At 58.9% G+C, this 17750-nt stretch carries 18 protein-coding genes; 13 read left to right on the top strand and 5 right to left on the bottom strand.

Translation table 11 applies throughout. The features are described from left to right. Positions 1 to 13 precede the first annotated feature (13 nt). Together ABJO75_RS05820 and ABJO75_RS05815 are read right to left on the bottom strand one after the other, a co-directional pair. On the bottom strand, positions 14 to 715 hold the full coding sequence (locus ABJO75_RS05820) for a hypothetical protein (RefSeq protein ID WP_348135210.1): 702 nt from the start codon (positions 713 to 715) through the stop codon (positions 14 to 16). Next, entirely contained in the window at positions 687 to 977 is a 291-nt protein-coding gene (locus ABJO75_RS05815; RefSeq protein ID WP_348135208.1) for a hypothetical protein, read from the bottom strand. The genes ABJO75_RS05820 and ABJO75_RS05815 overlap by 29 nt, the downstream gene beginning before the upstream one ends. 175 nt (positions 978 to 1152) lie before the next feature. Between ABJO75_RS05815 and ABJO75_RS05810 the strand changes: the two genes are divergently transcribed. From ABJO75_RS05810 to ABJO75_RS05795, 4 genes are all read left to right on the top strand, one after another. Continuing rightward, positions 1153 to 1611 carry a hypothetical protein gene (locus ABJO75_RS05810; RefSeq protein WP_348135206.1) on the top strand — a complete coding sequence of 153 codons (459 nt, stop codon included), beginning with the start codon at positions 1153 to 1155 and terminating at the stop codon, positions 1609 to 1611. A 107-nt stretch (positions 1612 to 1718) separates the two neighbouring features. Continuing rightward, on the top strand, positions 1719 to 2351 hold the full coding sequence (locus tag ABJO75_RS05805) for a ribonuclease HII (RefSeq protein ID WP_348135204.1): 633 nt from the start codon (positions 1719 to 1721) through the stop codon (positions 2349 to 2351). An 89-nt stretch (positions 2352 to 2440) separates the two neighbouring features. After that, the gene (locus ABJO75_RS05800) at positions 2441 to 3544 is read left to right on the top strand and encodes a site-specific DNA-methyltransferase (protein ID WP_348135202.1); all 1104 of its coding nucleotides are present in this window, start codon (positions 2441 to 2443) and stop codon (positions 3542 to 3544) included. 170 nt (positions 3545 to 3714) lie between these two features. Next, a complete protein-coding gene (locus ABJO75_RS05795; RefSeq protein ID WP_348135200.1) occupies positions 3715 to 5106 on the top strand; it encodes an adenylate/guanylate cyclase domain-containing protein in 1392 nt (463 codons plus the stop codon). Positions 5107 to 5126: 20 nt separating this feature from the next. Here the strand turns inward: ABJO75_RS05795 and ABJO75_RS05790 are convergent, their stop codons facing one another. Further along, positions 5127 to 6383, bottom strand: a complete 1257-nt coding sequence (locus tag ABJO75_RS05790; protein WP_348135198.1) for a DNA polymerase IV — start codon at positions 6381 to 6383, stop codon at positions 5127 to 5129. A gap of 99 nt (positions 6384 to 6482) precedes the next feature. Between ABJO75_RS05790 and ABJO75_RS05785 the strand changes: the two genes are divergently transcribed. Continuing rightward, complete coding sequence (locus ABJO75_RS05785) at positions 6483 to 6890, top strand: NUDIX hydrolase (protein WP_348135196.1); 408 nt, start codon at positions 6483 to 6485, stop codon at positions 6888 to 6890. A 190-nt stretch (positions 6891 to 7080) separates the two neighbouring features. Here the strand turns inward: ABJO75_RS05785 and pyrF are convergent, their stop codons facing one another. Further along, complete coding sequence (pyrF, locus tag ABJO75_RS05780; RefSeq protein ID WP_348135194.1) at positions 7081 to 7800, bottom strand: orotidine-5'-phosphate decarboxylase; 720 nt, start codon at positions 7798 to 7800, stop codon at positions 7081 to 7083. 266 nt (positions 7801 to 8066) lie between these two features. On the opposite strand from pyrF, the gene clpB reads away from it, so the two are divergent. From clpB to ABJO75_RS05745, 7 genes are all read left to right on the top strand, one after another. Then, positions 8067 to 10685, top strand: coding sequence for an ATP-dependent chaperone ClpB (gene clpB, locus ABJO75_RS05775; RefSeq protein ID WP_348135192.1), 2619 nt, complete (start codon positions 8067 to 8069; stop codon positions 10683 to 10685). Positions 10686 to 11008: 323 nt separating this feature from the next. Further along, positions 11009 to 11695 (top strand): response regulator transcription factor, encoded by a 687-nt coding sequence (locus ABJO75_RS05770; protein ID WP_348135191.1) that lies wholly within the window; start codon positions 11009 to 11011, stop codon positions 11693 to 11695. Positions 11696 to 12166: 471 nt separating this feature from the next. Next, the gene (locus ABJO75_RS05765) at positions 12167 to 12955 is read left to right on the top strand and encodes an exodeoxyribonuclease III (protein ID WP_348135189.1); all 789 of its coding nucleotides are present in this window, start codon (positions 12167 to 12169) and stop codon (positions 12953 to 12955) included. An 83-nt stretch (positions 12956 to 13038) separates the two neighbouring features. After that, positions 13039 to 13953, top strand: a complete 915-nt coding sequence (gene trxA / locus ABJO75_RS05760; RefSeq protein ID WP_348135187.1) for a thioredoxin — start codon at positions 13039 to 13041, stop codon at positions 13951 to 13953. A gap of 27 nt (positions 13954 to 13980) precedes the next feature. Beyond that, complete coding sequence (locus ABJO75_RS05755) at positions 13981 to 14625, top strand: LON peptidase substrate-binding domain-containing protein (protein WP_348135185.1); 645 nt, start codon at positions 13981 to 13983, stop codon at positions 14623 to 14625. Further along, positions 14622 to 14807: a Trm112 family protein gene (locus tag ABJO75_RS05750; protein ID WP_348135183.1), complete on the top strand. Its 186-nt coding sequence runs from the start codon at positions 14622 to 14624 to the stop codon at positions 14805 to 14807. The genes ABJO75_RS05755 and ABJO75_RS05750 overlap by 4 nt, the downstream gene beginning before the upstream one ends. Positions 14808 to 14874: 67 nt before the next feature. Further along, positions 14875 to 15075, top strand: coding sequence for a hypothetical protein (locus tag ABJO75_RS05745; protein ID WP_348135181.1), 201 nt, complete (start codon positions 14875 to 14877; stop codon positions 15073 to 15075). 23 nt (positions 15076 to 15098) lie between these two features. Here ABJO75_RS05745 and ABJO75_RS05740 read toward each other — a convergent pair whose 3' ends face one another. Further along, positions 15099 to 16361 (bottom strand): FAD-dependent monooxygenase, encoded by a 1263-nt coding sequence (locus ABJO75_RS05740; RefSeq protein WP_348135180.1) that lies wholly within the window; start codon positions 16359 to 16361, stop codon positions 15099 to 15101. A 48-nt stretch (positions 16362 to 16409) separates the two neighbouring features. Here ABJO75_RS05740 and ABJO75_RS05735 point away from each other — a divergent pair, with 48 nt between their 5' ends. Next, positions 16410 to 17738, top strand: coding sequence for an amidase family protein (locus ABJO75_RS05735; protein WP_348135178.1), 1329 nt, complete (start codon positions 16410 to 16412; stop codon positions 17736 to 17738). The last annotated feature ends 12 nt before the right edge of the window (positions 17739 to 17750 follow it).

Below are 17750 nucleotides of genomic sequence, written 5' to 3'. Positions count from 1 at the left end.
CACGAGTCGTGGCTCAGATCATCTGGATCACATCCTTTTCGATGGACAGCATATAGCCCCGTTTCGTGATGTTCTTGACCAGCAACGCGCTGACCATCTGGTTGCCCAGCGTATCACGAAGCCGTTTGATTCGCGTCGCACCCGCCGCTTCGTCACAATCGGCTGCATCACGCCCGGAAATCACCGCTTCGATCTCGGCTCCGGACAGCACGTCATCGTCCAGTCGTGCCTCTGCCAATACCGCCAGTGTTTCCATCGCAGCCGCCGTCAGTTTGAAGTCGAGATTATTGAGATAGACGGTGTTTTCTTCGCGGCTGATCAGCAGGGAATTGACCTGAATCCCGGTGCGCTCGATCTGTGCCATGCGCCGGTTCAGCGTGACCAGCATCACCAGAAATACCAGTGCCGCGATCAACAGCGCCGTGGCAAAGATCAGCAATACAAAGATGACGGTCCGGTAGCTGGCCAACGTATCCGAGAACGCCGTGCCCGACTGCGCAAGGATCTCCAGCAGTTTGATTTCGGCCTGCGTGGTCAGATCATTTTCGACAAAGAGCCGTTCGACACGTGCATTAAAGGCATTGGCGTCCGGCAGCGTCAGAAACAGAAACGCCCCGGCAATCACAAGGACGGCGACAATCGCCGCGATCCCGAACGCCACGATCCGGGTGCCGGAGCGGCGGGTGTCAGAAACGGAGATAGTAGGGTCCGGCATTGGCCTTCCTTTCCTCAAGCCCGTCGGGACCGAACACCGACAACACGTTCAACAACGTCCAGCCGTTCTGGGCCAGCCGCGCGGACAATTCGGATTTTGCCGCCCCTTTGTCGCAGGCACCGGACAACTGCATGACGCCGTAATGCAGGCGGAGGGGGCTGTCCTGTTTGGCCTTGTAGTCGGCATAGCAGTCAGCGGCGCGGGCTGTTCCGGGTGCAGCAAAAAGTAGGCTCAGCGCCAGGATGTGAGCGAGATGTTTCATGACTGCACGATGCGCCGAGGCGGGCGGATATTCAATAACCACAGGTATTTGGCGCGGTGATATTCGATAACATCCCGGCGATATTGCCTGTCTGGCCGCCCTCGGCCGACGGTCGGGTCATCGCCTGATCATGCAGATCGGGTTGCACAGAACGCTACTTGAAAGGACCCGACCCATGAACCGCAATTTTATCGCCCTGATTGTTTCCACTGCCATTTGTATCACCAGCCTGTCGGCAATGCCCGCCCGCGCCAGCGAAAACGGCACGGCCCGTGCGATTACCGGTCTTGCCGCCCTCGCCATTCTGGGGATCGCGATTCATAATGCGCGTGATAAACACGATGCCCCCACCGTTTCGCGCGCGGCCCCGCCGCCAACCAATCACTCGGTTCGTCCGCGCCCTCTGCCGCAACGGGCGGCACGCTATAACTTGCCGGGGAAATGCCTGAGCAATCAAAATCTGCATGGTGGCCCGTCGCGGTTGCTGGGGCTGCAATGCCTGAAAAGCAACTATCGTTTTACATCGCAGTTGCCCCAGGCCTGCCGCCTGCGGTTCGATGGTCGCAACATCTCCCGCACCGGGTACGAGCCGCTGTGCCTGCGTGAGCACGGGTATCGGATCGTCAACAAGTAGCGCTTCTGCTGCGTTGGCGTTAGAGCAGCACGCCTGACTGCTTTGGCCCAACGCAGTAAAGTGGCTTTCCACTTGCAATGCTGGAGGGATCGGGTCAGCACATCCTGATGAGCATACCTGATGACAGTCTGGAACAGGCCGCGCGCAAGCGTGGCCATCTTCGTATCGCGGGCGTTGACGAGGTCGGGCGCGGCCCGCTCGCAGGTCCTGTCACCGCAGCGGCGGTGGTGCTGGACATGGCGGTGGTTCCGCCGGGGCTGAACGACTCCAAGAAACTCTCTGCCAAGGCGCGCGCCCTGCTTGATGCGGAACTGCACCGCGTTGCCGAAGTCAGCATTGCTCATGCCAGCGTGGAGGAGATCGACCAGATCAACATTCTGCGCGCCAGCCATCTCGCGATGGAGCGGGCGGTCGCGGGGCTGTCGCCGGCACCGGACTTTCTGCTGATTGATGGCAACATGATCCCCCGTGGACTGTCCATTCCGGCAGAGGCGGTGATCAAGGGTGACGCCCGTTCCGTGTCGATTGCGGCCGCGTCGATAGTTGCCAAAATATCGCGCGATCGCATCATGGTGGATTTGGCGCAACAGCATCCGGGCTACGGCTGGGAGACCAACGCCGGATACCCGTCAAAAAGACACAGAGAGGCGCTTCAAAATCTTGGTGTAACCCCACACCATAGACGTTCGTTCAAGCCGGTACACAATATCTTGTATCAAGATAAATCTATAAGTCACTGATTCAAAAAAAGAAATTGACGGCGAATCGCCTTTGACTCATCCTTGCCTCAACCACAGAGCGCACAAAGCGCCACGGACAGAGGCAGACAATGACCAAGACCGATACCAGGGGCGCTGCGGCGCTCCCACTGAACACGATCATGGATGGCGATTGCGTCGAGGCGATGAACAGCCTGCCTGAGGCGTCTGTCGACCTGATCTTTGCGGACCCGCCCTACAACCTGCAACTTCGCGGCGACCTTCACCGGCCCGACAACAGCCAGGTGGATGCGGTAGACGATCACTGGGATCAGTTTTCGTCATTTGCCGCCTACGACAAGTTCACTCGCGAATGGCTCGCTGCGGCCCGCCGCATTCTTAAGCCGAACGGCGCAATCTGGGTGATTGGCAGTTATCACAACATCTTTCGTGTCGGAGCGGCGCTGCAGGACGCGGGTTATTGGGTGCTGAATGATGTGGTTTGGCGCAAGTCCAACCCCATGCCGAATTTCCGTGGCAAGCGCTTTACCAACGCGCATGAGACGATGATCTGGGCCAGCCGCGACGAGGGTGCGAAATACACGTTCAACTACGAGGCGCTGAAATCGCTGAACGAAGGCATCCAGATGCGCAGTGACTGGGTGCTGCCGATCTGTACCGGGCATGAACGCCTCAAGGATGACAACGGCGACAAGGCACATCCGACGCAGAAACCCGAAAGCCTGCTGCACAGGGTGCTTGTCGGAACGACCAAGCCCGGCGATGTCGTGCTTGATCCGTTCTTTGGAACCGGCACAACCGGTGCCGTCGCCAAGATGCTGGGCCGGGACTTTATCGGGATCGAACGCGAGGCGGCCTATCGCAAGGTTGCAGAAAAGCGCATCGCCAAGGTTCGCAAGTTTGATCGCGAGGCCCTGCAGGTCAGCGCCAGCAAACGCGCCGAGCCGCGCGTTCCCTTTGGCCAGCTTGTCGAACGCGGAATGCTGCGCCCCGGAGAAGAATTGTTTTCGATGAACAAGCGTCACAAGGTCAAGGTCCGTGCCGACGGCACCCTGATCGGCGGCGATGTCAAAGGATCGATCCATCAGGTCGGAGCCGCGCTGGAAGGCGCCCCGAGCTGCAATGGCTGGACCTACTGGTGCTTTAAGCGCGATGGCAAGACGGTGCCAATCGACGTTCTGCGCCAGCAGATTCGCGCCGAAATGCAGAACTGACCCACCGAAATTCAGAGCTACCGCCGGTGCCTGTGGCCTGTCATGGGGCACCTGACTTGCCCCGCCTTATGGCGGGGCTCTTTTCGTTTGGCGGGTTTCAGGCTCTAGTTGTTACAACTCATGGCACATCGCCTTAACATGGGCGAACACCAATCGGAGTGAGTCCCGTCATGACAGCCACTGACCCGAGCCTGCCGGATTTCACGGATGCCGATCTGCCCCCGGGCGCGACACATGCCGAGATCGCGGCCAATCGTTTTACCGAGGCGACTCTGGAGAGGCACAAACGCGAGGGGCTGGAACTGGCCGTTCGGGCGCGCTGGATTGCGCTTGCGGTCATCGCGGTCATGTTGCCGTTCCTGAATTTCAGCTTTGAGATGATCTATTACGAATTGTTGCTTGCGGCGTTGGCGATCACCGGCTGGGCGCAACGGCGTATCGGTCGTGTCGGGCGATCGCCCGTCGAGTTGGTTCTGTTGTTCATAGAATTGCTCGTCATGACGATCGTACTGGCACTGCCGAACCCGCTGGACCAAAGCGGATGGCCAGCCGCGATGGTCTATCGTTTCGGGGCTTTCAGCTTTTTCTTCGTCATTCTCGCCGCAGGGACACTGGCCTATTCCTGGCGGACAATCATGGCGATTGGCAACTGGACAGCAATAATGTGGTTGATCGCGCTTGGGCTTGTCTGGTGGTTTGGCAAGACCGACCCGGCACTGACGGCGGCGGCGCAGGAAGCGTTTGGGCACGATACAAAAATGGCACACCTCCTTGATCCCAACAGTATTGATTTCGGGATGCGGATACAGGAAATTATCGTGTTTCTGATCGTCTCTTTTACCTTGGCGGTATCGGTGCGGCGTTTCAATCGGTTGCTTTTGAACAATGCCGCGCTGGAACGTGAACGGACCAATCTCTCGCGGTATTTCTCGCCAAATGTCGTCGAAGAATTGTCACACAACGACGACCCGCTCAAACAGATACGCAGCCATGATGTTGCTGTTCTGTTCGTGGACATCGTGGGGTTCACGGCCTATGCCGCCACCCGCTCTCCACGACAATTGATCGAGACGTTGCGCGCCTTTCATTCGCGTATGGAAACCGAGGTTTTCCGCCATCAAGGGACGCTGGACAAGTATTTGGGTGACGGACTCATGGCCACATTCGGCACGCCATTGCCCGGAGATCGCGATGCCAGTAACGCCCTTGAGTGTGCCAATAGCATGATCAAGGCCGTAGACAGGTGGAATGCTGAACGCACGGCGCAGGGTGAATCGCCGATAAAGGTCAGCTTTGGCTTGCATTATGGGCCTGTTGTGCTGGGCGATGTCGGGGCGAACAGACTTGAATTCGCGGTGGTCGGGAACACGGTCAACATCGCCAGCCGGCTCGAAGCGATGAGCCGCGATCTATCTGTGCGGCTGGTCATGAGCGATGCGATGCATGCACGGGTTCAGGCGGAGTCCGGAGTTGATGCCCCCATACTGGCTGCGCAACGGCGTATTGAAGATCAATCCATTCGGGGTGTCGATGGCCACGCGCCTCTGTGGGTTTCCGAGTGAGGTAACGCTGTCGCCAGGTATCAGCGCAGCGACCGTCCTTTTTTGATCGCGTCGGTCCCGAATTTCTCGCGGATCGCATCGGTGGCGCGTTCGGCGCTGCTGCGTTGTCTGGCTCCGGGGTCCAGCAGATCGCCCGATTTGTCGGCCTCGGTTTCCGGCACCAGATCGCTCAGCCCGCAGCCCAGCAGACGAAACGGGCCTTGATCCATCGTCTGATCAAAGAGAGCCCGTGCGGTGCGATAGATCGTGTCTGCCATCTGTGTTGCGTCGCGCAGGGATTGGCGACGTGTCAGGCTGCTGTGATCAGAGCGTTTCAGTTTGAGCGTCACGACCCGCCCGGCAATGCGTTTCGCCTTGGCGCGATCTGACACCTTTTCGGCCATGCGCCACAGGTGGCCATCCAGAAGGTCGGGATCACCCGTGTCTTCAAAGAACGTGGTTTCGTTGCTGATTGATTTGACCGGCTCATGTGCAGACACGCGCCGACGATCTTGACCCCGCGCCAGATGCCACAACCTGTCCCCCATCGCGCCGAACCGGGCCGAAAGCGCGGCGCGGTCCCATCGCAGCAGGTCCGAAAACGTCCGAATCCCCGCCTTGTCCAGCGATGCCTGTGCCGCGGGACCGATGCCCCAGATCAGCCGCACTGGCTTGTCGTGCAGAAAGCTTGCGGTTTCGGCCTCGCCGATCACCGAAAAGCCGCGCGGCTTGTCAAGGTCAGAGGCAACTTTGGCCAGAAACTTGTTGTGCGACAGCCCGATCGACCCGGTGAGGCCCAACTCGTCTTTCATCCGCTTTATCAGGCGCGCGAGCATGACGGCAGGCGGCGCACCGTGCAAGCGGGTGGTGCCGGTGAGGTCAAGGAAGGCTTCGTCAAGTGACAATGGTTGAATTGCCGGAGTCAGTTCTTCCATCATCGCGCGAATCTGGCGGCTGGCCTCGACATAGGCGTTCATCCGGGGCTTGATGACCACCGCTTCCGGGCACAGCTTTAGCGCCTTAAACATCGGCATCGCAGAATGCACGCCGCGTATGCGCGCAACGTAACAAGCCGTGGATACGACCCCCCGGCGACCACCGCCGATAATCACCGGCTTATCCGCAAGAGCGGGGTTGTCGCGCTTTTCAACCGACGCATAAAAGGCGTCGCAATCCATATGCGCAATGCTGAGATCAAAGAGTTCCGGGTGCCGCAGCATGCGCGGGCTGCCGCATTTTGCACATCGGGTCGCTTCTTTTTGCGCCCTGTGCATGCAATCCCGGCAAAGTGAGGGCATGTGAGAGATGTCCGTTTCACAATTCGTTACTATATCTGCACATAGTACAGCAGGACGCATTGCGGCGTCAGCGCAATTCTCGGAGGCGATACCCGGATAATGGAGTTTTCTGGTGCCAAGTTAGCCCTGTTTTTGGGCGATGACCTTTTGGTGATCCGTCGGGATGATCGGCCTGACATCCCGTGGCCGGATCATTGGGACCTGCCCGGTGGCGGGCGTGAAGGACTGGAATCCGCCGCGCAATGTGCGCTGCGCGAAACCTTTGAAGAGGTCGGGCTGACCTTGCAGGAGCGTGATCTGGTTTGGGCGCGTCACTACCAGCGACCGCACGGGACGGTGTGGTTCTTTGCGGCGCACCAGCCGCGACAAATGCAGGACAAGATCGAATTTGGCGACGAAGGGCAGGGGTGGAGCCTGATGCCGCCACAAGTCTATTGCGACCATCCGCTTGCGGTGCCGCATTTCGCCGTACAGCTTCGCAGTTACTTGGCTGAGAGCGCTGGTTAACCATCTTTTCAAGAAAGACCCCCCGCTGCTGAGGCGGGGGGAGGTAACGAACCACAGGAAGAAAAGGTTCGTTGGGGAGTAACCGTTGACCTAGCGTCACCCAAAATCCCCGAATTTGAAAGTCCGGAATACCAGACTGGCCAAATACACCTTCAGGATGTGCTTTTGCGGGCACAGGCGGCGAAGCTGCCTACCCCCGGTTGGGAAGGGTCGCTTGTGGGCTGCCCATCTCTGCGAGGATCGCCTCGGCAGCCGCCTTTGGATCCTCTGATGTCCAGACTGGACGACCCACCACGATGTGATCAGCCCCATCAGCGATGGCCGTTGCCGGCGTAGCGACACGCTTTTGATCACCCAGTGCAGCGCCGCTCGGACGGACGCCGGGTGTCACAACCAGACGGCCCTCTGCCTCTGGCAAGGCGCGGATCGCTGCGGCTTCTTGGGGGCTGGCGATAACTCCATCGGCTCCGGCCTCCAGCGCCCGCGCGGCACGCTGGACCACCAGATCAGACACATTGCCTGCGACGATCATCCCGTCATCCAGATCGGCGCGATCCAGCGAGGTCAGGATCGTCACGCCCAGAATTTTCAGATCACTTCCCGCCGCGCCTTCCTTGGCTGCGCGCACCACATGTGGGTCGCCGTGCACGGTGAGGAAATCCAGATCGAATTGCGCCAGCCCGCGCACGGCTGCTTCGACCGTGGCGCCGATGTCAAACAGCTTCATGTCCAGAAAGATGCGCTTGCCGTGTTCCTGTTTCAGCTCATTCGCCAAGGCTAAGCCTCCGCCGGTCAGCATCCCCAAGCCAATCTTGTAGAAATTGACCGCATCGCCAATCTTCTGGGTCAATTCGAGCCCCTGCAACGCATTGGGGACATCAAGAGCTACGATCAGGCGGTCATCGGACATTGCAGACTCCGTTTTTTCTGGGTCGCGCCTGTCTATGGCGCTTGGGTACTCAGAGCAAGGGGATCACGCCCTCGATAAAATCGTGCCGTTGACAGGCTTGGATCGTGAATTGAGTTGGATCAAAGTGCATTGATATCGACAGGAATAATCATCTTCTCAGGGGTTGAACGCGCCGCCGCATTCCCCAAATTGAATGCGAGGCCCATCGAGTGGCGTGCTGCAAAGCAGGCGCAACTCAGCGAGGGCGCTTTGAAAAGGAGAGAAAGATGGACTTAAACAAGTTCACTGAGCGTGCACGTGGATTCGTGCAGGCAGCGCAGACCATTGCTCTGCGCGAGGGGCATCAAAGGCTCGCCCCCGAACATATTCTCAAGGCATTGATGGATGATGATCAGGGGCTGGCAAGCAACTTGATTACTCGGTCCGGGGGCAACCCGGCGCGCGTAGTCGAGGCCGTGGACCTGGCGGTTTCAAAAATCCCGCAGGTCAGCGGAGATGCGAGCCAGATTTACATGGATGGCACCACCGGCAAGGTCCTGGCCGAAGCCGAAGCGATTGCCACCAAGGCGGGCGACAGCTTTGTGCCGGTCGAGCGGATGCTGATGGCGCTGTGCATGGTCAAATCCAAGGCCAAGGACGCGTTGGACGCTGGCGACGTCACCGCGCAAAAACTGAATGAAGCGATCAACGACATCCGTAAGGGGCGGACGGCAGATAGCGCCACCGCCGAAGAGGGTTACGATGCACTCAAGAAATACGCGCGCGATCTGACCGAGGCGGCCAGCGAGGGCAAGATTGACCCTATTATTGGCCGCGACGAGGAAATTCGTCGCGCGATGCAGGTGCTCAGCCGTCGGACCAAAAACAATCCTGTGCTGATCGGGGAACCCGGCGTGGGTAAGACCGCGATCGCCGAGGGTATGGCGCTGCGCATCATCAATGGTGACGTGCCGGAATCCCTGCGCGACAAGAAATTGTTGGCGCTGGACATGGGCGCATTGATCGCCGGTGCCAAGTATCGTGGTGAATTTGAAGAACGGCTCAAGGCAGTTCTGACCGAGGTCACAGAGGCCGCGGGCGAAATCATCCTGTTCATCGATGAAATGCATACGCTGGTTGGCGCGGGAAAATCCGATGGTGCAATGGACGCGGCCAACCTGATCAAACCGGCGCTGGCACGGGGTGAATTGCACTGTATCGGTGCAACCACGCTCGATGAATATCGCAAATATGTTGAAAAGGACGCGGCCTTGGCCCGCCGGTTCCAACCTGTTGTGGTTCAGGAACCCACGGTCGAGGACACGATCAGCATTCTGCGGGGCATCAAGGAAAAATACGAGGTGCACCACGGGGTCGACATTTCCGACGCGGCACTGGTGGCGGCGGCGACCCTGTCGCATCGGTACATCACCGACCGTTTCCTCCCCGACAAAGCGATCGACCTGATGGACGAGGCCGCCAGCCGGTTGCGGATGGAGGTTGATTCCAAGCCCGAGGAGCTGGACCAGCTGGACCGTCAGATCCTGCAATTGCAGATCGAGGAACAGGCGCTCAAGCTTGAAGATGACACTGCAAGCAAGGACCGTCTGGAAATCCTGCAAAAGGATCTGGCCGAGCTGCAAGAGAAATCCTCCGAGATGACGGCGCAATGGCAGGCCGAACGTGACAAACTGGCGGGTGCGCGTGATATCAAGGAACATCTTGAACAGGCCCGTGCCGAGCTGGACATCGCCAAGCGCGAAGGCAATCTGGCCAAGGCGGGTGAGCTGTCTTACGGCGTGATCCCGGAGCTTGAGAAAAAGCTGCAGCAAGCCGAGGAAAGCGAAGCCGAAGGTGTCATGGTCGAGGAAAAGGTCCGTCCAGAACAGATCGCCTCGGTGGTCGAGCGTTGGACCGGCATTCCTGTAAACAAGATGCTGGAAGGCGAGCGGGAAAAACTGCTGCGCATGGAAGATGGCCTGCACAAGCGGGTAATCGGTCAGGACATTGCTGTGCGCGCTGTTTCCAATGCGGTGCGTCGTGCGCGGGCCGGATTGCAGGATGAAAACCGTCCATTGGGCAGTTTCCTGTTCCTTGGGCCGACCGGCGTGGGTAAGACCGAATTGACCAAGGCGCTTGCAGAATTCCTGTTTGACGATGACAGCGCGATGGTACGCATCGACATGTCCGAGTTCATGGAAAAGCACAGCGTCGCGCGTCTGATCGGGGCCCCTCCAGGCTATGTCGGCTATGATGAGGGCGGTGTGTTGACCGAAGCGGTCCGGCGGCGTCCGTATCAGGTTGTGCTTTTTGACGAAGTCGAAAAGGCGCACCCGGATGTGTTCAATGTGCTGTTGCAGGTGCTTGATGACGGTGTGCTGACCGATGGTCAGGGCCGGACTGTGGACTTCAAGCAGACGCTGATCATCCTGACTTCCAACCTTGGGGCGCAGGCGCTGAGCCAATTGCCCGAGGGCGCGGATGCGTCCGAGGCCAAGCGTGACGTGATGGATGCGGTGCGGGCACATTTCCGCCCCGAGTTCCTGAACCGTCTGGATGAGACAATCATCTTTGATCGTTTGGATCGCGCGAATATGGATGGCATCGTCGATATCCAGTTGGGTCTTCTGAAAAAGCGTCTGGCCGCGCGCAAGATTGCGCTTGAGCTGGATGAGGCTGCGAAGAAATGGCTCGCGGATGAAGGCTATGACCCGGTGTTTGGTGCGCGTCCGCTCAAGCGGGTGATCCAGCGGGCATTGCAGAACCCAATGGCCGAAGCGCTCTTGGCCGGGGATATCCGTGATGGTGACACCGTGCCAGTTTCGGCAGGGGCGGAAGGTCTCATCATTGGCGAGAGGTTGGGAACGACCGATCGCCCCAGACCGGATGATGCAGTCGTTCACTGACCAATCAGACAAGCGGGCCCCGGTTTATGCCGGGGCCCGCAATATGTTAATGCTGGCTGATCAAAGGCCGGGATTGTTACGTGTCGGTGTTTCGCCGTTCCGGTATTTGACAGAATGTGAAACATTTCTGCGGTCCGGGACACGTCACCGTGAAGATTTGCAGCAATTCTTGCTCCCTCACGTTTCCGCACACATCTGTGATTGAGAACAGACGCCCAACGCGGCATCGAGTTTCACGGTTTCCTGGCCTGCTTGTGACTGGTTTGGCGATCCGAAATGCAGATGCAGCAACGTCGTCCGAGACCAGACAGGAGAAATGCCCGATGCCACAACTCAAGAAGATCTTGCTGGTGGACGATGATGACGATCTGCGCGAGGCGCTGAGCGAACAGCTCATCCTGACCGAAGATTTCGATGTTTTCGAAGCCGGAGACGGCCAGGCCGCGATGGAGCGCAGCAAGGAAGCGCTTTACGATCTTATCATTCTCGATGTGGGTCTGCCCGATACGGATGGTCGCGAGTTGTGCCGCCTGATGCGCAAACAGGGCGTCAAGTCGCCGATTTTGATGCTGACGGGCCATGACAGTGATGCGGACACGATCCTCGGGCTGGATGCCGGGGCAAACGACTATGTCAGCAAACCATTCAAGTTTCCGGTGTTGCTGGCCCGTATCCGGGCGCAGTTGCGCCAGCACGAACAATCCGAGGACGCGGTTTTCCAGCTTGGTCCGTATACGTTCAAGCCGTCGATGAAGATGCTGATCAGCGAAGAAGATCGCAAGATTCGGCTGACCGAGAAAGAAACCAGTATCCTCAAGTTTCTCTACCGCTCGACCGATGGTGTTGTTGCGCGCGAGGTGCTGTTGCACGAGGTTTGGGGATATAACGCGGGCGTCACCACGCACACGCTTGAAACCCACATCTATCGTCTGCGTCAGAAAATCGAGCCGGATCCATCAAACGCGCGCCTGCTCGTGACCGAATCCGGCGGATATCGTCTCGTCGCGTGACATGGATTATTTACATGTTTAGTGTTACACGTTATGGTTGAAATAATTGTTGCGGATCACAGACACCCATTCGTGTCGCCGCTATAGTCAACCTATCCCGTGTATGTCCGGGCAATGACATACAACCTCCCTGTTGGACTTGGCCGGGTTTCGTACCCGGCCATTTTTTTGTTCAGGTTTGTCCGGAGCGCCGCAGCCAATACCATTTTCGAATGTCGATTGGCCGGATCCTCAACCTTCTTTCTATCGCGGCTCTGTCTCAGACCATGGAGCTGGACCGGTGGAACACCGTGGTCCCGCGAATGCGATGGAGCAATCCACCTAAATTCACTTTCAACTCGGCGGCGCTTGCGCACGCCTTTTTCGCGCTCTGGCCCAGCACAGGATTTCTGACAGGACGCATTTGGCACTGGCCACCGTGGTTCACCGGGAATAGGTTTGCGCAAATTTTCTGAGGATCGGACCCTGCAAATGAGCTTTTCGCTGGCCACATGGAACATCAACTCGGTTCGGTTGCGCGAACCTATCGTGCTCAAGCTGTTGCAGGAAGAAGCACCCGATGTTCTGTGTCTGCAGGAATGCAAATCGCCGGTCGAAAAAATCCCGACCGAAGCGTTTGCTGCCCTAGGGTACACCCATATGGTGGCCCGCGGGCAGAAAGGATACAACGGCGTCGCGATCCTGTCCCGCCTGCCGATGGTAGACGCCGGCGACAAGGATTTCGCCGCGCTCGGCCACGCGCGACATATTGCCGGGCGGCTGGAAAACGGGGTGACGATCCACAATTTCTACGTGCCTGCGGGTGGCGACGTGCCGGATCGCGAACAGAACGAGAAATTCGGCCAAAAGCTCGATTATCTGACCGAAATGCGGGATTGGTTTCATGCGGAAAAACCCGAAAAGTCCATTCTTGTCGGTGATCTGAACATCGCGCCACGCGAAGATGACGTCTGGAGCCACAAGAAACTTCTGAAGGTGGTCAGCCATACTCCGATCGAAGTTGAGCAGCTCGCGCAAACACAGGATGCAGGCAGTTGGGTCGATATCACCCGTCAGGATATTCCGGATGGGCAGCTGTACAGCTGGTGGTCCTATCGGGCGCGCGACTGGTCGGACGCAGACAAGGGCCGGCGGCTCGATCATGTCTGGTCGACGCCGGATATTTCATCGGCCGGGCACTCGAGCCGTGTCCTGCGGGATGCGCGCGGCTGGGAAAAACCCAGTGATCACGCGCCGGTCTTTGCGACGTTCGACCTTTAAAAACATGACTTTTGCGCCTGTTCCCTCTTGGTTTCTGTGACGACAGCTTTCATATAGGGGCCAAGCTCCAAGGAGAGAACGACATGCTTGAACTATCGACCGGCACCGATGTGCCCGCGGACCTGATCAAGGACACCACTGAAGCCAGCTTTATGGTGGATGTGGTCGACGCCTCGCAGACGACCCCTATCATCGTTGACTTTTGGGCGCCCTGGTGTGGCCCCTGCAAGACGCTTGGCCCGATGCTTGAAAAAGCGGTGACCGCCGCCAAGGGCGCGGTCAAGATGGTCAAGGTGAACGTAGACGAAGCGCAGGGGATCGCGGGTCAATTGCAGATCCAGTCGATCCCGACGGTTTATGCCTTTCACAAAGGGCAGCCGATTGATGGCTTTCAGGGTGCGCAACCGGAATCCGAAATCAAGGCCTTTGTCGACCGTGTGGTGTCGGCGGGTGGTGGCGAGGCACCGGGCGAGTCGCTGAACGCTGCCGTCGAGGCGGCCGAAGAGATGCTGACCGATGGTGCCGTTGCGGACGCGGCCCAGACCTTTGCCGCCATCCTTGCCGAAGAGCCAGCGCATGCGGGCGCCTATGGTGGTCTGGTACGGGCGCATATCGCGATGGACGATCTGGATCAGGCTGAGGCGATCCTGAACGGGGCACCAGCCGAGATTTCCAACAGCGCCGAGCTTGAAGCGGCGCATGCACAGATCGAACTGGCGCGTCAGGCCGCTGATGCTGGCCCGATTGCCGAACTGACCGCCGCAGTCGAGGCTGACCCCAGCAACCATCAGGCGCGGTTTGACCTAGCACTCGCTCTCCATGCGGGCGGCGAAGTGCAGCAGGCTGTCGATCAACTGCTCGAGATTTTCCGCAGCGATCGAGAGTGGAATGACGGGGCTGCCAAGACGCAACTCTTTACGATCTTTGATGCGCTCAAACCCAATGACCCGGTGGTTCTGAACGGACGGCGGAAACTCAGCTCAATGATATTTGCCTAACGCCACAACAGAGCTACAGTCATCTGCATGTTGAAATCCGCAGACTTGCCGGACACCCTATCCGTGTTCCCACTTCCCGGGGCGCTCTTGTTGCCCCGGTCCCGATTGCCTTTGCATGTATTCGAACCACGCTATCTGCAGATGTTCGAAGATGCCCTGAAAACGCCACAACGCCTCATCGGTATGGTGCAGCCAAATCCGCTGCCCGGTTCAGAAGGTGCGGTGCATAGCATCGGGTGTGCCGGGCGGATTACGCAGTTTTCCGAAACCGAAGACGGTCGGTACATGATTACGCTGACCGGCGTCTCGCGATTTCGCACCAAAGCCGAAAACGACGGATTTTGTCCATATCGTCGGTTTGAGATCAGCTGGGACGGGTTTGAGCGTGATCTCGGCCCGACCGAAACTGACAGCGGCTTTGATCGCGGTCAGTTTCTCGCTTTGCTGGATCGGTATTTCTCGACACAGCAACTGTCGACGGATTGGGACACGATCAAAGAGGCCGAGGATGAACTGTTGATCAATTCATTGTCGATGCTGCTGAACTTTGACCCCGAAGAGAAACAGGCCTTGCTTGAGGCACCGAGCCTTGAAACGCGCCGCGAAACGCTGGTTACGTTGATCGAATACGCCCTCCGCAGTGGCGGCGAACACAAGGAATTGCTGCAATGACTGACGCCGAAACAGGGTTTGACCGCCGCATGCTAGAAGCTTTGATCTGCCCGCAGACTCAGACGACGCTGCGCTATGACGCAGAAAAGCAGGAACTGATTTCCAAGTCAGCCGGTCTTGCCTTTCCCATCCGCAATGGCATTCCCATAATGCTGGTTGACGAAGCGCGCCAACTGGATTGAGCACGAGATTTAACCCAGCTTTAGAAATCGTCTGGTTTGATGGTTCTCGCAAACAGAGGATCGGCATATGACAATCACATACCAACCCGTGAAAGAGCTCGATGATATCCGATTGGAGATCCAGCGGCTGAAAGCACGCGAAAAATCGCTGCGCGCGGCGTTGTTATCGCGTCCGTTCCGTCAGGTCGAGACCAGCGAAGCGGATGCCGTTGAACGCAGGCTACGTCAGGTGTTTCGCCAGCCAGGTTTCTTTCAACGCACCGGCTAATCTGCGAATGACGGGAACCGGCTTCAGATGGGCTTGCCTTGCATCAGACGCGGCAGATCGCCGGTCAGCCCGGCGGCCTCGCGGATAAAACCGCGCCTCAAGCCGGGAACCGCGTTGACCAGCCCCATGCCCAAATCCCGCCCCATGCGCAGCAATGCGTTGTCATTAGAAAACAGCCGGTTGAACGCATCCGTCGCGAGCGCCAGCGTCGTCGTATCAAACCGCCGCCACTGCTGATATCGTTCGAGCACCGCTTGCGCGCCGATGTCTTCGCCGCGCCGCGCCGCCATCGTCAGGGTTTCGGCCAGCGCCGCAACATCGCGTAGCCCCGCATTCAGCCCCTGACCTGCAATCGGATGTACGCCATGCGCGGCATCGCCAACCAATGCGATCCGGCCGTCAATAAAGCGGTTGGCGATGGTCAGGTTCAACGGATAGGTAAATCGCCCTCCGGCCAGCGAGATTTCCCCGAGAAAGTCTCCAAACCGAGGATGCAGTGCCGCGAGATAGCCATCGTCGTCCAGGGCATTGATCCGGTTGGCTTCTGCGGTGCGCTCGCTCCAGACGATGGAACTGCGATTCCCGGTCAGAGGGAGAATCGCCAGCGGACCCGGGGGCATGAAAAACTGATGTGCAATGCCATCATGCGGCTTTTCATGAGCGATAGCGCAGACCAGCGCGGTCTGCCCATAATCCCAACCCGTGCGCTTGATACCGGCGCGCGTCGCGGTGCCGCTGCTGCGGCCATCTGATCCGATCAGGATACGGCCAGCGACCTCTTTGCCATTATCCAATGTCACCGAAACACCTGACGCATCGACAGATTGCGCCACAACCGATTGGCCGTTGATCTGGGTAACACTCTCTGCCGCCTTCATCGCGTCCAGAAAGGCCGGGCGCAGATGTCGATCCTCGACCATATAGCCCATCGGACCTTCTTCAATCTCGGCATGATCGAAATGCATGAAGAACGGCGAAGGACCATGCCCGGCATGGCCATCAGTCACCTTGATCTCTAGCATCGGCTGTGCCTCTGCGGCGACACGGTCCCAGATGCCGATGAGGGACAGTAACCTCTGGGATGCCAGCGCCAGCGCATAACCGCGTCCATCAAAAGCAGCGTCGCCACGGGTCTCGGCGGGCAGGGCGTCAATCACCGTGACCCGATGGCCGGTCTGCGCCATCGCCAGCGCCAATGCCGGACCATTCAGCCCGCCGCCCACAATGATGATATCGGTGTCTGTTTCCATGATCCGCAATATGACCTTGCTTGCGGGATTGTCCATGCGCGGTGCTGTCGCTAGGGTCGCCGCGACTGAAACGCGGAGGGCGACATGCAGGATTGGTTGACACAAGGCGCGGGCGATCTTGGGCGTGGCATTGCCAGCGGCGATATTGACCCTGTGGCGCTGACGCAGACCTATCTTGATGCGATTGATGCGCACCCTTTGCGCGACCGAATTTTTGCTCGTGTAACCCATGATCGCGCCATGGCAGAGGCCCGCGCCGCACGGGATCGGGCGCAGGCCGGTCGCCGGTTGTCGCCTTTGGATGGGGTTCCGGTCAGCTGGAAAGATTTATTCGACAGCGCCGGTACCGGCACCGAGTCCGGGTCGGCTTTGCTGAAAGACCGTGTTCTGGCTGCCGACTGCGAAGTTCTGCGCAACGCCACGGCGATGGGCACCATCTGTCTTGGCAAGACCCATATGAGCGAGCTGGCCTTTTCAGGGCTGGGATACAACCCGGTGACCGCGACACCGCCTTGCGTGAACGACGCAGATGCCGTCCCGGGCGGGTCGTCCTCCGGGGCTGCGACCTCCGTGGCGTTTGGGCTGTCGGCCATCGGCATCGGGTCGGATACCGGTGGGTCAGTACGGATACCGTCGGCGTGGAATGATCTTGTTGGGCTCAAAACCACGTCGGGGCGCGTCAGCCTTAAGGGTGTCGTGCCGCTGTGCCTCAAGTTCGATACCATCGGTCCATTGGGCCGTACTGTCGAGGATGCGGCGCTGATGCTGGCAGCGTTGGAAGCAGGGCCAGCGGCGGATTTGCGAGGCGCATCGATCAAGGGGCGACGGCTTGGGCTGCTTCAGACCGTGGCGCTGGATGATCTGCGCGATGCCCCGCGTGCAGCCTATGATGCGGCCGTGAACCGTCTGGCCGAGGCCGGTGCCGTGGTCGAGCCGATTGTCGTGCCCGAACTCGCCGATGCGATGGGGTTGAGCGGCGTTCTCTATACGGCTGAGGCCTATGGTCTCTGGCGTGACGTGATCGAGGCAAACCCGGACCTGATGTATGACCAGATCCGTGACCGATTCCGCGTAGGCGCGACGTTCTCCGGCCCCGACTACGTCGCCGCTTGGGCAAAGTTGCACGCTGCAAGGGCGGCCTGGCAAGAGCGTACCGCCGGGTTTGATGCGATCCTTTGCCCCACCGCGCCGAACCTGCCGCCGAACATGGAGCGGTTGCTGTCGGATGCAGAGTATTACGTGACCGAAAATCTGTTGACCCTGCGCAACACGCGGATCGGCAACCTGATGGGAGTGTGCGCCTTGACCTTGCCGACAGGCACGCCGAGCTGCGGTATTTCCCTGATGGGTGCGCCAAACGGCGAAGAGGCATTGTTGCGGCTTGGTGCGGCGGCAGAGCTCGCATTGGCCTGAAAGCCACAAATC

Source organism: Sedimentitalea sp. (genome assembly GCF_039973035.1).
Lineage (GTDB): Bacteria > Pseudomonadota > Alphaproteobacteria > Rhodobacterales > Rhodobacteraceae > Sedimentitalea.
The sequence above is the reverse complement of the archived record's forward strand: the minus strand, read 5'-3'. Positions and strand labels throughout refer to the sequence as shown.

Coding starts and splice junctions, on each gene's coding strand:
- ABJO75_RS05785 (WP_348135196.1), top strand. CDS start 6,483: ATGGAGTTTTCTGGTGCCAAGTTAGCCCTGTTTTTGGGCGATGACCTT.
- ABJO75_RS05740 (WP_348135180.1), bottom strand. CDS start 16,361: ATGGACAATCCCGCAAGCAAGGTCATATTGCGGATCATGGAAACAGAC.
- ABJO75_RS05800 (WP_348135202.1), top strand. CDS start 2,441: ATGACCAAGACCGATACCAGGGGCGCTGCGGCGCTCCCACTGAACACG.
- ABJO75_RS05750 (WP_348135183.1), top strand. CDS start 14,622: ATGACTGACGCCGAAACAGGGTTTGACCGCCGCATGCTAGAAGCTTTG.
- pyrF (WP_348135194.1), bottom strand. CDS start 7,800: ATGTCCGATGACCGCCTGATCGTAGCTCTTGATGTCCCCAATGCGTTG.
- ABJO75_RS05790 (WP_348135198.1), bottom strand. CDS start 6,383: ATGCCCTCACTTTGCCGGGATTGCATGCACAGGGCGCAAAAAGAAGCG.
- ABJO75_RS05815 (WP_348135208.1), bottom strand. CDS start 977: ATGAAACATCTCGCTCACATCCTGGCGCTGAGCCTACTTTTTGCTGCA.
- ABJO75_RS05820 (WP_348135210.1), bottom strand. CDS start 715: ATGCCGGACCCTACTATCTCCGTTTCTGACACCCGCCGCTCCGGCACC.
- ABJO75_RS05795 (WP_348135200.1), top strand. CDS start 3,715: ATGACAGCCACTGACCCGAGCCTGCCGGATTTCACGGATGCCGATCTG.
- ABJO75_RS05745 (WP_348135181.1), top strand. CDS start 14,875: ATGACAATCACATACCAACCCGTGAAAGAGCTCGATGATATCCGATTG.
- ABJO75_RS05770 (WP_348135191.1), top strand. CDS start 11,009: ATGCCACAACTCAAGAAGATCTTGCTGGTGGACGATGATGACGATCTG.
- ABJO75_RS05805 (WP_348135204.1), top strand. CDS start 1,719: ATGAGCATACCTGATGACAGTCTGGAACAGGCCGCGCGCAAGCGTGGC.
- ABJO75_RS05755 (WP_348135185.1), top strand. CDS start 13,981: ATGTTGAAATCCGCAGACTTGCCGGACACCCTATCCGTGTTCCCACTT.
- ABJO75_RS05765 (WP_348135189.1), top strand. CDS start 12,167: ATGAGCTTTTCGCTGGCCACATGGAACATCAACTCGGTTCGGTTGCGC.
- ABJO75_RS05735 (WP_348135178.1), top strand. CDS start 16,410: ATGCAGGATTGGTTGACACAAGGCGCGGGCGATCTTGGGCGTGGCATT.
- clpB (WP_348135192.1), top strand. CDS start 8,067: ATGGACTTAAACAAGTTCACTGAGCGTGCACGTGGATTCGTGCAGGCA.
- ABJO75_RS05810 (WP_348135206.1), top strand. CDS start 1,153: ATGAACCGCAATTTTATCGCCCTGATTGTTTCCACTGCCATTTGTATC.
- trxA (WP_348135187.1), top strand. CDS start 13,039: ATGCTTGAACTATCGACCGGCACCGATGTGCCCGCGGACCTGATCAAG.